Raw genomic sequence first — 12,500 nt, 5'->3', positions numbered from 1 at the left:
CATTCCGGCAGGAGCGGACACAGTCCATTATCACAATCACAGGATCAGCAGATCCAGCTTTTTCAATAACATAGCGAGGTGTGCATTATGTCGTGGGATCGGGAGGGCCAAGGAACAGGACTGTGTCGCCGTGGGCGATCCAGCGGCAGGTCGCAAGTTCCCTGATCTGTCCCTGATCCAGCGATGGCTGCGCGTCGAAGTCGAAGCCGTCGAGTTCGCGCACGAACGGGAACTGCGCCAGTTTCCAGGCGCGAGCGTTGTCGTGAGCTGACCCAAAGCAGTAATCGTCTTTTCAATTCATGAGGGAACGTGCCTGAGGCCGAAGTTCGTGTGGTGCTTCGAAGCGGACACGTTGGGCTTCAATCCAAACTCACCCGGGGTTAAAGATCTAGCAAAACGTCGCCTTGCGGGCGGCTGCAGCACGCCAGGACGTAGCCTGCCGATTTGTCGTCCAATGTCAGTCCGCCCAGGTCATCCATGACGACTTCGCCGGACAGCTTGGCGATCCGGCACGTGCCGCAAACTCCCTGCTGGCAGGCGGTGGGGACGTAGACGCCACATTGGCGCGCCACTTCCAGCAAGGTCTCTCCGGGCGCGCAGTCATGCGCAACGCCAGACCTGACGAAGCGGACCGAAGACGAAACCTTTGAAGCCGGTACCGAACGCGAACTGTTGCCGCCTCCGAAGCTCTCCTCATGATACTGTGAACGGGCGAGCCCGATTGCATCGAGGCAGCTGCGTGCAGCCTTCATGTAGGATTCCGGCCCACAGGCAAACACCGTACGGCTGTGGAGATCGGGAACCAAGGTCAGGAGCATCTCACTGTTAATTCGCCCGGTTGGACCCGTCCAGGCCGGGTCTCCGTGACTGCAAATGCAAGTCACATGAACATTGGGAAAGCGAGCGGCAAGTGCGTCCAGTTCGAGCCGAAAAATGATGTCGTCCGGCGTTCTCGCACTATGAATGAAGTGGATATCCTGGTCGGCTGCGCGGTCGGTAAATGCGCGCAGCATTGACATCACGGGAGTTATCCCGCTGCCACCTGAAAGGAAGAGGGACTTTGCATGCGGCAGATCGTCGAGATTGAACGAGCCGAGCGGCCCTTCGATCTCGATCCCGTCGCCCGGCTTCAAATTGTCATGCAGCCAATTCGAAACGAGCCCGCCCGGCGTCCGCTTCACGGTAATCTGAAGATCGAGCGGTCGCGTCGGCGGTGACGAAACAGAGTAGGAGCGCGTCACCGCGGCACCGTCGATCCTCAGGTGCACCAGAACATATTGGCCAGCGCTGAAGCAGAACATCCGATCTGAAGCGGGTGTGAGAACGAATGTTTTCACATCGTGCGTTTCGTTGATCACGCGCCGGCAGAGCACAAGCTGCGGTGTGGTCTGTGCCCAATGCCGGTGACGCTTTGTTGGGACGAAGCCGGAGGCTGCAAAGGCCGCGTATGCATTCATCATTCAACTCGGGTTTGAAGTCGAGCCAAGATGCCACTTCAAACCCCGCTGAACAGCCGCGCAATCCTGCCTTTATGATCGGTAATTTCGATTAGACTTCCAGTGACATTACAGCAACCTGGAGAGCTCGGATGCCTTTGCGAATAATGGGTTCGTGTTTGCGGCGCGCGAGTATTGCGGTGTGGACTGGCTGGTTCAGCATCGGCGCTCCCTCGACGAGGAACGATGGGAGCTCGGCCGTGAACCGGCGCGCATCGTCGCTACGCATATAGCAGGTGCCGCCCGTTCGCCGCAGCATGATCTCCGCCAGAGTTTCCGATCCCGTCGAAAGCCGGCAGATCGCCAGCTCGGCCAGCAGCTCTGCGTGCGTCTTTTCCAGCACGGCGGTGTAGCCCGGGCGAATGTAGGTTTCAGGGTCGACATCGGACAGCGTTCTGGCAGCTGTCGAAACCATCACATATTCCTCGACCATCAGGTGTTCATAGGCGATCTCAGGCAGGTAGCGAGGCGCATAAAGCACGGCGATATCCAGATTTCCCATGCTTAGGTCGCTGACCATCTGGTTCGAATAGTCCGACTCGACGTGGATCGAGGATTTTGGAAGGGCCTGGCACAGTGTCTCGACCCATCCGGGCAGGACCGAACGGGTCATGCCTACCTGTGCGGCGATGCGCAAGGTGCCCTCGAACCGGTTGAACGCTCGCACGTCGTGTCGAGCTTGCGACCAGGTCGACAGCAGGGATCTGGCGTAGGCTTCGAACCGCCGTCCGGCGGCTGTCGGCTCAGCACCGGCGCGCCCGCGCTGGAAGAGCTCGGACCCGATCGCGCTCTCCAGATTCTTGATCCGGGTGCTGATCGTCGACTGGGTCAATCCCAGCCGATCGGCGGTGCGATTGAAGTTTCGCGACTCGATGATGTCGAGAAAGGTTTCGATGTGATCTAGCTGCACGTTACCTCCAATCGAAAAAGTCGATCATATTGCGCTGGATCATAAGCTTGATCAAACAATACTCAAGGCGGAAGCTGCATGGGAGAAATCGGCCGGCAGCATCGACCAGGCTGAAGCTACGGAGCTGAGCAACGTGTTCATAGTCGACTGCGATTGTCACAATTACTGGTCAAGCGCCACTGTACTGGAGCCCTACCTTTCCGGCCTGTGGAAGGACATGTTCGTCGAAGGCGAGAAGACAGGTCCCGTTGGCGCCTTCCCGCATGGCCATCGTCCCTGGTTTCATCCGCAGGACTTCTCCCGCAAGGACGTCCGTCCGAAAACAGAAGCCGACAACTATCTCATCATGAAGGAAAAACACCTCGACAAGTACAAGGTCGATGTGGCGATCCTGACCGGCGATGAGCCGATCGAGGCTTCCACCCTCGCCAATCCTTATTATGCCAGCGCCCTTGTCAGCGCCTACAATGACTACCAGATCGACCAATGGCTGCCGAAGGACGATCGCTTCATGGGCTCGATCATCATCGCGCCACAGGATCCGAAGCTCGCGGCCGCCGAGATACGCCGTCTTGGCAATCATCCGCGCATGGTTCAGGTTCTCGCTTCGCAAGGCTCCGTCAAGCCCTATGGCGATCCGTTTTACCATCCAATCTATGAGGCTTGCGCCGAGGTGGGGCTGCCCTTTGCCATACATCTGGGCGGCCATGGCGGCGTGAATTCGACCGCGATTGCTCCTGCCCCAACGACGTTCTTCTGGGAGACGCACGCCATCCTGCACATGTCGGCGATTTCACATGTCGCAAGCATGATTGCGCATGGCGTCTTCGAAAAATGGCCGGACCTCTACTTCGTCGTCATCGAATGCGGCGTGGCCTGGGTGCCGTCGGTATTGTGGCGCCTGGATGCGGATTACAAAGCGCTGCGCAAAGAGACGCCATGGCTGAAGATGCTGCCGTCGGAATATTGCCGGCGCAACATCCGCTTTTCCACGCAGCCGCTGGAGCAGCCCGCAAACATTCAGCATCTCTGGTCCACTCTCGAAGCGATGGACGGCGAAAATACGCTGATGTTTGCCTCCGATTATCCGCATTGGGATTACGACGACGCCAACACGCTGCAAATCCCTCCCGCCTGGAAGAGCAAGATCATGGGGCTGAATGCGTTGGAGGTCTACAAACGCATCCCCCGCGCGCAAGCGGCGAATGCCGCCTGAGGAAGCAGACGATGCCCGAGAAGACATACATCTGCCGCGTCGACGAGATCGAAACCGGATCTCCCTTCATCGCTAAGATCCGCAGCCTTTCGGTCGGGGTTTTCCGCATCGGAGACTCATTCCACGCGCTGCTGAACGTTTGTCCGCACCGCGGCGCTCCGCTTTGCGAGGGGCCGCAATGCGGAACAACTGCACCGGTCGAAGGGGCGCAATTCATCTATCACCGCCAAAACGAGATCGTGCGCTGCGCCTGGCATGGCTGGGAATTCGACATCAAATCAGGTGCGGCTTTGGTCGATCCGTCCGTTCGCGCGCGCACATTTCCAGTCACCGTCGAGGCGGGCAGCATCTATGTGACAGCCTGATCGAGGTGCGGATTTGCGCGGTCAGAAGAAAGGGTGATCGCGGCTGACGAGCAGATTTCTTCACAGGTGCTTGACGAACAATAACGCGGAAAATCCGCAATGGGAGAGTCAAATGTCAGAATCTGAATACAAGCTTGGTATCGCTCAAAGCCAGATTGGCCGCGGCAAGATTTCCCGTCGCGACTTCATTCATCTTGGGCTGGCCGCTGGGCTGACGCTTACCGCTGCGGACAAGCTCTTCGTCAGCACGGCCCGGGCCGAACCGCTGCAGGGCGGCTTCGCCAAGCTCGGCATGGCACATGGCGCAACGACGGATTCGATCGATCCGGCCGGCTACCCGGACACATTCACACAAACCGCGTTCTCGGGCTCGATGTCCAACAGCCTCACCGAGGTCGACGCGAAAGGTAACGTCCAGCCGGACCTTGCCGAGAGCTTTGAGTCGTCGGATGGCGCCAAAACCTGGGTCTTCAAGCTGCGCAAGGGCGCAACCTTCCACAACGGCAAGAATGTGACGGCGGACGACGTCGTGACTTCGCTGCGCTACCATATGGGCGACGAAACCAAATCGGCGGCGAAGCCGCTGCTTGAGCCGGTCGCCAGCATCAAGGCGGACGGCCCGGAGACGGTTGTCTTCACGTTGAAGAGCGGCAATGCCGACTTCCCCTACATCATGAGTGACTACCATCTGGTCATCATGCCGGCCAAGGACGGCAAGGCGGATTGGGGATCGGGCGTTCGCACCGGCGCTTTCGTGCTTGAGAATTTCCAGCCCGGCGTTTCGGCCAAACTCAAGCGCAATCCGAACTACTTCAAGAACGGCAAACCCTATCTCGACGAGGTGGAGTTCATCGCCATCACCGATCTCGCCGCTCGCATGGCCGCGCTATCGACAGGGGAGGTGGACTATATTGGCCGCGCCGACCTCAAGACCCTCGGCATGTTGAAACGCAACCCCAAGGTGGAGATCGTCGAGGTCACCGGCTATGGCCATTATACCTTGCCGATGAATGTCACGATGGCGCCGTTCGATAATCCGGATGTCCGGATGGCCTTAAAGTGGGCGATCAACCGTCAGGAGATCGTCGACAAGATCTTTCTCGGTCACGCCACTGTGGCCAATGACAACCCGATTGCGCCGGCGATTAAATTCGCCACGAATCCGCAGCCGCAGCACAGTTTCGATCCGGAGAAAGCCAAGCATTATCTGAAAAAGGCCGGAATGGAGAAACTGAAGGTGGACCTCTCGGTCGCCGATGCCGCTTTTGCAGGCGCGGTGGACGCGGCTGCGCTGATCCGCGAGACGGCAGCCCAGTGCGGTATCGACGTAAACGTCGTGCGCGAGGCCGAGGACGCCTATTGGGACAATGTTTGGCTCAAGAAACCTTGGTGCGCTTCCTATTGGAGCGGTCGCGCAACGGCCGACTGGATGTTCACGCAAGCCTTCGCCGCTGATTCCAGCTGGAACGAGTCGTTCTGGAAAAATCCCCGCTTCAACGAGTTGCTTGTCCAGGCGCGCGCCGAGACCGACGAGGCCAAGCGGGCGGCAATGTATGCCGAGATGCAGCAACTGACCCATGATGATGGCGGCAGCATCGTACTGGTCTTCAACAATTTCGTCAGCGCCAAATCCAATAAGCTCGCACATGGCGAAGTGGCGCCGAACTGGGAGAACGATGGACTGAAGATGGCCGAACGCTGGTGGATCGCCACTGCGTGAGAGTGCGGGCCGGACCCGCGATGGTTGCGAGGGTCCGGTTGGCCCCGGTGTGCCCTGCCGGATGTGGGAGGGCAGCGGCCGCAACGGGAAACGCGTGCAAATGAACCCCGTCGCAAGAACGGTTCTGCAGCGCCTTGGCCTCGGCCTGGTCACGCTGTTCATCGTGTCCATCATTATCTTCTCGGCGATCGCAATGCTGCCGGGCGACTTCGCCAAGGCGACGCTCGGGCAATCCGCGACACCCGAAACGGTCGCCGCCTTCCAGCGAGAAATTGGCATCGACCGTCCGCCTGTCGAGCGCTACTTCGTCTGGGTCGGGCAGATGCTCCACGGGGATTTCGGCTCTTCGTTCGCGAGCCGCACCGGGTATCGGCGCACCGTGGCCGAGATCATCGCGCCGCGCCTCTACAATACGATGTTCCTCGCGTCGATGACCGCGCTGATCGCAGTTCCGCTGGCCCTGGGACTTGGCATCCTCGCTGCGCTCTACCGCAATGGCTGGTTCGACCGGCTGGTGAACGCAGTGACGCTGACAACCATTTCGTTCCCGGAGTTTTTCGTCGCCTATATGCTTGCCTACCTGGTCATCTCGCGCGACACGTTCATCGGATCCGAGTTCGCACAATCCCTGCCGCACTGGCTCGCAGTGTCACTGAACTGGATACTCAACGCAGTTCCCAAGTTCCCGACCTTGTCCAACGTGAACGACCAGACGCCGTTCTGGAATCACGTCTGGAGAGTAGCTTTGCCGGCAACCACGCTTACGCTCGTCATCGTCGCCCACATGATGCGCATGACACGAGCGGCGATCATCAACATGCTGGCAAGCCCCTATATCGACATGGCGCGGCTGAAGGGAATGTCGCCCATGGCCATCGTACTCAGGCATGCCTTGCCCAACGCATGGGCTCCGATCGTCACGGTGGTGGCGTTCAATCTTGCTTATCTGGTCGTCGGAGTGGTCGTTGTCGAAGTGGTGTTCGTCTATCCCGGCATCGGTCAGCTGATGGTTGATGCGGTCAAATCCAGGGATGTTCCGGTTGTCCAGGCCTGCGCCCTGATTTTCGCGGCGACCTACATCCTGCTCAATCTGACTGCCGACATCATTTCGATCGCCACCAATCCAAGGCTCTTGCATCCACGATGACCAGCTACGAACCCATCGCTCAGGTTCACAGGCTGAGGCGCTCGCGCGCCACCCGGGCCAAAACGGCGCTGAAGAAGGCACCCTTCAGTGCCTGGTTCGGCATCCTCGTCATCATCGGCTATGTCATCGTTGCGGTGTTCGCGCACTGGATCGCCCCATACGGCGAAACGCAGGTCTTCAGCGAAGCCTTCGCACCGTGGAGCCAGCAGTTCAAACTGGGAACCGACCAGCTCGGCCGCGATATGCTCACACGCTTGATTTACGGTGCGCGCAACACCATCGGTATCGCCGTCGCGACCACACTGCTGTCCTTCGCCGTCGGCGTCTCGCTCGGCCTTCTTGCCGCATTGTACAGGGGATGGCTCGACCAGATACTGTCGCGTGCGGTGGACGTGTTGATGTCGATCCCAAGCCTGATCTTCGCCCTGGTGCTGCTTTCGATCTTCGGGTCGTCGATCACCAGCCTGATAATCATCATTGCGCTGCTCGATTCCACCCGCGTCTTTCGGCTCGCACGCGCCGTCGGGCTTAACGTGGCAGTGATGGAATATGTCGAGGTGGCGCGATTGCGCGGCGAAGGCCCGAAATGGATCATTGCCAAGGAAATCCTTCCCAATGTCATGCCGCCGCTGGTCGCGGAGTTCGGCTTGCGATTTTGCTTCGTATTCCTCACGATCGCGGCACTGTCCTTCCTGGGCGTCGGCATTCAGCCGCCTACCGCCGATTGGGGATCGATGGTGCGCGAGAATGCAACCCTGATCACCTACGGCGATGTCACGCCGCTGCTGCCGGCCGGCGCGATTGCCCTCCTTACAGTCTCCGTGAATTTCGTCGTCGACTGGTTCCTGCACGCAACAAGCGGGTTGCGGGATGAAAGGTAGCGGTCCGGGGTCGCGCGAAAAAGGCAAGGATCTGCTGCAGATCCGCAATCTGCATGTGGAGGGCTTCTCGGACGAGCGGTGGCATCCCATTGTCCGCGGGGTCGATCTGGCGCTGAAGCGGGGGGAGGTTCTTGGCCTGATCGGCGAGTCTGGGGCCGGCAAATCCACCATTGGCCTTGCGGCAATGGGTTACGCCAAGCCGGGCTGCCGTATCACACAGGGCTCGATCCTGTTCGACGGGGTCAATCTTCTGGCACTCAGCGAGACAGGGCGCCGCCGCCTCAGAGGCTCCCGTATCGCCTATGTCGCACAAAGCGCAGCGGCCTCTTTCAATCCGGCCCACCGGCTCCTCGACCAGACTGTTGAAACCGTGGTGGCGCATGGGATTGCAAGCCGAGAGAAAGCGAACCGGAGTGCGGTCGATCTTTATCGGCGTCTTCAGCTTCCACATCCGGAGACCATCGGCTTCCGCTATCCTCATCAGGTTTCCGGCGGACAATTGCAACGGGCAATGACCGCGATGGCGATGGCTTGTCGTCCGGACCTCATCGTCTTCGACGAGCCAACGACGGCGCTCGACGTGACGACGCAGGTCGAAGTTCTCGCCTCCATTCGCAACATCGTGGAGGAATTCAACACGGCTGCAATCTATGTGACGCATGATCTGGCGGTGGTGGCGCAAATGGCGGATCGCATCATGGTTTTGCGCGATGGACTTACCGTGGAGGAGGCAGAAACGCGCCAGATGCTCGCCTCGCCCAGCCAGGAATATACCAAAACGCTCTGGGCCGTGCGCAAGCTCGCCAAGCCCGAAGTTCCGGCCGATGACTATCTGCTTACGATAGACAACGTCACCGCGGCTTACGCGCGGACGGTCAAGGTGCTCCAGGATGTCTCCATCAAAGTTCCACGTGGAAGAACAGTGGCTGTGGTCGGCGAGTCCGGTTCCGGGAAATCGACGCTCGCTCGCGTCGTTACCGGCCTGTTGCCGCCGCTTTCGGGGTCGATTTCCTTTGCCGGCCAGGCGCTTTCCAAGACCCTTCAGACGCGCCCAAAAGAGATTCTGCGCCGCATACAGATGATTTATCAAATGCCCGACAACGCCCTAAACCCGCGCCAGACAGTCGAAGAAGTCATAGCTCGGCCGCTTGAATTTTACCTTGGCCTCAAGGGTACGCAGCGGGATCGGCGGATAGGCGAACTGATGCACATGGTCGAGATGAGCGAAACTTACCTGGACCGTCTGCCGGCCGAACTGTCAGGGGGCCAGAAGCAGCGCGTTTGCATCGCCCGAGCGTTGGCCGCCGATCCGGAACTGATCATCTGCGACGAAATCACGTCTGCGCTCGACCAGATTGTGCAGGAGGAAATCCTCAAGCTGTTAATGCGGCTTCAGCGCGAGCTCGGCATGAGCTACATTTTCATCACCCATGACATTGCCACTGTGCGAGCGATCGCCGACGAAATTGTGGTCATGCACCAGGGGAAAGTCGTTGAGCAGGGATTAAAGAGCGAAATTCTCACGCCGCCGCATGCCCCCTATACCGAACGGCTTTTATCCTCCGTGCCGGAAATGGATCCGGATTGGCTGACAAGGCTGCTGGCCAGCCGGAAGATCTGACGGAGCGCAGCAGGTGTTTTCGATAAGACGAGAATCGCGTACACTTGTCGCCTGATCTTTGTCTCCCGCTAAACAATAGTCCTTACTCGTTGCACGCTTCGCATGAAGCGACGCTAATCCGAGCCCTGGAGCCCGCCAATTCACCGCGCGTGGCGCTTTAAATATGCTGACGACAAGAAGGTCTGCCACCTTCCGTATTGAGCTCCGGATGGATCGCAGCTTCGGTCAACAAAGAGAAGTGACTCGAACGTCCGCGGTGGGGCGCATTGCCGCCCGGCCGCTGTAGGGCCGAGAGCAGACCGGCACCTTCGGAGCCCTGCAGGAAGATAGGGACGTTCCAGTCCGAGCTGACGTGGCAGGCTAACCTAAAACGGACTGATCGATCTGACAGGTGGGACCCTTGGGCAGCCCTTATGTCCGCTGTCGTGAGGCGGACTGGCAGGGTTGGTTAGCGAAAAGCTCAGGTCGACCAGATGTTTGATCCCAGATTTTGATGGGGCATCCTTGTCCTCCGAATCAAGTGATGCGCTATGGGCCAGGTTCTGCATGGGCACGCCACGACGACAGAGGCGGTCCTCGAGCGATACAGAACAGTCAAGAGAGCCTGAGAGCGCTGGCGAAGCGCTACGGGATCAACCAGAAGACTGTTGCCAAATGGCGGGAACGGACCTCGGTGGCCGATTTGCCGATCGGTCCGAGAGAGCCTAGATCGACAGTGCTCTTGTCCGAGGAGGAGGCCGTCATCGTCCCTTCCGGCGCTACACTCTGCTGCCGCTCGACGATTGCCTCTACGCGTTGCAGCCGACGATCCCGCATCTGACGCGCTCTTCATTGCACCGCTGTCTGCAGCGCCACGGCAGCGGCCGATTGCCGGATGTCGAGGGCGACAAGCCGGCGAAAAAGAAGTTCAAGGCCTATCCGATCGGCTTCTTCCACGTTGATATCGCGGAGGTTCGAACCGAACAGGGCAAGCTACACATGTTCGTCGCCATCGACCGAACCGCGGGTTCGCCTGTCGAGCTGCACGAGAAGGCTCCGACAGCCATTTCCAAAGAGTTTCTGCTACGCCTGATCGCGACCGTCCCCTACAGGATCCACACCGTTCTCAGCCAGCCATTTCGCGGCGGAGGTCCGCCCAAAGATGGCGGCGTTGAAGTTCGCTCAATGCACCGACAGTGGCGGCAAACCGGAGCGGTCGTGACGAGACATGAGATGCTCGATGACGTCTCGCTGTACTGGCTCACCAGAATCCGGGGCTTCCGCCGCACAGATCTATTGGGAAGATCATTCCAACAATTTCAACGCCGTGACATTGTGAAGATGCCCGTGGCGGTGACCGTCTTCCCCGGGGAGATCTATCGCGCGAGCGCAGCTGGGTCGAGCGCTGCTACAACAACCTGGTCTACTTCAGCAACGCCGAAAACGGCGGACATTTCGCGGCATGGGAGCAGCCGGAAATCTTCACCCAGGGACTTCGGGCGGCTTTCCGGTTGCTGCGCTGATTGAGCAGTGGAGGCGGCGTACCTTACATTTAGTCACCGAGTAGCGCGCGACATCACCTGAACTTTTAACGACGGGGTCTGGACCAGGGCTGAGTTCCGTCGATCCCTCCAGGTTGACAGCGCAGGCCCATCGATTTAAGTTCGCGTTAGTGGCCACTAACGCGAAACATTGGACAGCGCTCGGAGACTCGACGAGGCGCACGATATTCGAATTGTTGGTCGAACAGCCTTGTTCGGTCAGCGGACTTGCTCGTGTGCTGCCTGTAACCAGGCCGGCGGTCTCTCAGCACTTGAAAGTACTCAAGGATGCCGGGCTTGTGGCCGACACGCGCTCAGGCAAGGAACGAATATACCGTATCGATCCGGACGGCCTAGCAAGTCTGCGCGCGGAAATCGATCAGTTCTGGAGCAAGACCCTGGCGAGCTACAAACTGGCCGTCGAGCACCCAAAGAAGGACCAGCCATGAGCAAGCTTCCTGCAACCGCGCCCGTAAGGCATTTCGTCGTTGTCGAGGCACCTATCGCGCGTGCCTTCAAGGTCTTCACCGAGGATTTCGGGAAATTCAAACCTCGCGAGCACAATCTTCTTGCCGTACCGATCGCAGAGACGATCTTCGAACCCTGGGTCGGGGGCCACGTTTACGATCGCGGCGTGGACGGCAGCGAGTGCCGCTGGGCTCGTGTGTTGGCTTACAATCCCCCCAGCCGGCTGATTCTGAGCTGGGACATCAGCCCTCGGTGGCAGATTGAGAGCGACCTGAACAAAACCAGCGAATGGGAAGTCCGGTTCACGGCTGAGACGGAGAACCGAACCCGGGTTGAGATCGAGCACCGGAATCTCGAACGCCATGGCGAAGGCTGGGAGGGCGTGCGCGGGGGGGTTGATAGCGATCAAGGCTGGCCGCTGTACTTGCGGCGGTTCCACGACCTTTTCCCCGGTGCGACCGCCTGACACCGCTGGCGACTTTGAGGGCGTGACTGGCAAGAACCGTTTGGTCCACTGCGATCCCAGTGAGTGGAGACAAGACGGAAGTCTATTGTTAAGCGTTCTCGGCGTGCTCGCGCTCTGTTTGCTATCGGTCGTATTGGCAGTCTACTCAGGTTCGTCCAAGGGTTTGCAGGAGCGCTGGCAGGACCGGTAGTCCCAGCAGACGACGAGAACCGGCTCTAAAGGATCGACCGCGTTCACATGAACTCGGTCGAGGCGCTGGCGCCCCTTGTCGTGGCCTCGGCGCTAGCCATGATGGTTGGCGTTGAACCGGCCACTTTGGCGATATTGGTCTGGACCCACGTCGCGATACGCCTCCTCCACCTGGGAGTCTACCTGCGCGGCGGAAACGCCGCCAAGGGAGGTAGTGTCAGAACGATCTTGTACGTCTCTGGCGCGCTGGTCACGTTTGTCCTTATTCTTGTGACTGGATGGGCAGCACTCAAGTGACGTTGGCGCCACTCCTTGGAGGCCACAGGGAAAGAAGTCGTTCCACTCCAAGCAGCATCCCCACCCCGATAAGAGCTCCTGAGCATGCAGGGGACGTTCGGCCTCTAGCAGGCTTCTCTGATTGGGGTCGGTGAGGTCAAGCGTTTCCTGTCTTTTTTCCGGACCATGTCGCCCCGCGGGTCACTCGCTTCTCTTCGCGGTCGG

General features: G+C 59.3%; 11 protein-coding genes and 2 pseudogenes. 10 read left to right on the top strand and 3 right to left on the bottom strand.

Translation table 11 applies throughout. The annotated features are described in order from the left end of the window. Nucleotides 1-100: 100 nt before the first annotated feature. From NKI54_RS35645 to NKI54_RS35635, 3 genes and pseudogenes are all read right to left on the bottom strand, one after another. Nucleotides 101-244: pseudogene (locus NKI54_RS35645) on the bottom strand (ATP-binding protein); the annotation flags it as partial. Nucleotides 245-380: 136 nt separating this feature from the next. Then, nucleotides 381-1,358, bottom strand: coding sequence for an FAD-binding oxidoreductase (locus NKI54_RS35640; protein WP_352694509.1), 978 nt, complete (start codon nt 1,356-1,358; stop codon nt 381-383). Between the two features lie 190 nt (nt 1,359-1,548). Continuing rightward, the gene (locus NKI54_RS35635; RefSeq protein WP_352694507.1) at nt 1,549-2,406 is read right to left on the bottom strand and encodes a LysR family transcriptional regulator; all 858 of its coding nucleotides are present in this window, start codon (nt 2,404-2,406) and stop codon (nt 1,549-1,551) included. A gap of 133 nt (nt 2,407-2,539) precedes the next feature. On the opposite strand from NKI54_RS35635, the gene NKI54_RS35630 reads away from it, so the two are divergent. The 10 genes and pseudogenes from NKI54_RS35630 (at nt 2,540) to NKI54_RS35585 (ending at nt 12,296) form a co-directional block, all read left to right on the top strand. Then, nucleotides 2,540-3,622, top strand: a complete 1,083-nt coding sequence (locus NKI54_RS35630; RefSeq protein ID WP_352694505.1) for an amidohydrolase family protein — start codon at nt 2,540-2,542, stop codon at nt 3,620-3,622. Between the two features lie 11 nt (nt 3,623-3,633). Next, the gene (locus tag NKI54_RS35625) at nt 3,634-3,987 is read left to right on the top strand and encodes a Rieske (2Fe-2S) protein (RefSeq protein WP_352694503.1); all 354 of its coding nucleotides are present in this window, start codon (nt 3,634-3,636) and stop codon (nt 3,985-3,987) included. Between the two features lie 112 nt (nt 3,988-4,099). Next, complete coding sequence (locus NKI54_RS35620) at nt 4,100-5,707, top strand: ABC transporter substrate-binding protein (protein ID WP_352694501.1); 1,608 nt, start codon at nt 4,100-4,102, stop codon at nt 5,705-5,707. A 100-nt stretch (nt 5,708-5,807) separates the two neighbouring features. Then, nucleotides 5,808-6,854 carry an ABC transporter permease gene (locus NKI54_RS35615; protein ID WP_352449150.1) on the top strand — a complete coding sequence of 349 codons (1,047 nt, stop codon included), beginning with the start codon at nt 5,808-5,810 and terminating at the stop codon, nt 6,852-6,854. After that, entirely contained in the window at nt 6,851-7,735 is an 885-nt protein-coding gene (locus NKI54_RS35610) for an ABC transporter permease (RefSeq protein WP_352449149.1), read from the top strand. Before NKI54_RS35615 ends, NKI54_RS35610 begins: the two co-directional genes overlap by 4 nt. Continuing rightward, nucleotides 7,725-9,356 carry an ABC transporter ATP-binding protein gene (locus NKI54_RS35605; RefSeq protein WP_352694499.1) on the top strand — a complete coding sequence of 544 codons (1,632 nt, stop codon included), beginning with the start codon at nt 7,725-7,727 and terminating at the stop codon, nt 9,354-9,356. Before NKI54_RS35610 ends, NKI54_RS35605 begins: the two co-directional genes overlap by 11 nt. A 530-nt stretch (nt 9,357-9,886) precedes the next feature. Further along, nucleotides 9,887-10,466: pseudogene (locus tag NKI54_RS35600) on the top strand (transposase family protein); the annotation flags it as partial. Nucleotides 10,467-11,007: 541 nt separating this feature from the next. Further along, nucleotides 11,008-11,325, top strand: coding sequence for an ArsR/SmtB family transcription factor (locus NKI54_RS35595; RefSeq protein WP_023678365.1), 318 nt, complete (start codon nt 11,008-11,010; stop codon nt 11,323-11,325). Then, nucleotides 11,322-11,810 carry an SRPBCC family protein gene (locus NKI54_RS35590; RefSeq protein ID WP_023678366.1) on the top strand — a complete coding sequence of 163 codons (489 nt, stop codon included), beginning with the start codon at nt 11,322-11,324 and terminating at the stop codon, nt 11,808-11,810. The genes NKI54_RS35595 and NKI54_RS35590 overlap by 4 nt, the downstream gene beginning before the upstream one ends. A 237-nt stretch (nt 11,811-12,047) precedes the next feature. Continuing rightward, a complete protein-coding gene (locus tag NKI54_RS35585) occupies nt 12,048-12,296 on the top strand; it encodes an MAPEG family protein (RefSeq protein WP_352694497.1) in 249 nt (82 codons plus the stop codon). Nucleotides 12,297-12,500: the final 204 nt, after the last annotated feature.

The organism is Mesorhizobium sp. M0663, from assembly GCF_040320585.1.
Taxonomy (GTDB): domain Bacteria; phylum Pseudomonadota; class Alphaproteobacteria; order Rhizobiales; family Rhizobiaceae; genus Mesorhizobium.
Note: the sequence above shows the minus strand (reverse complement) of the source record. Positions and strands in the feature narration are given on the sequence as shown.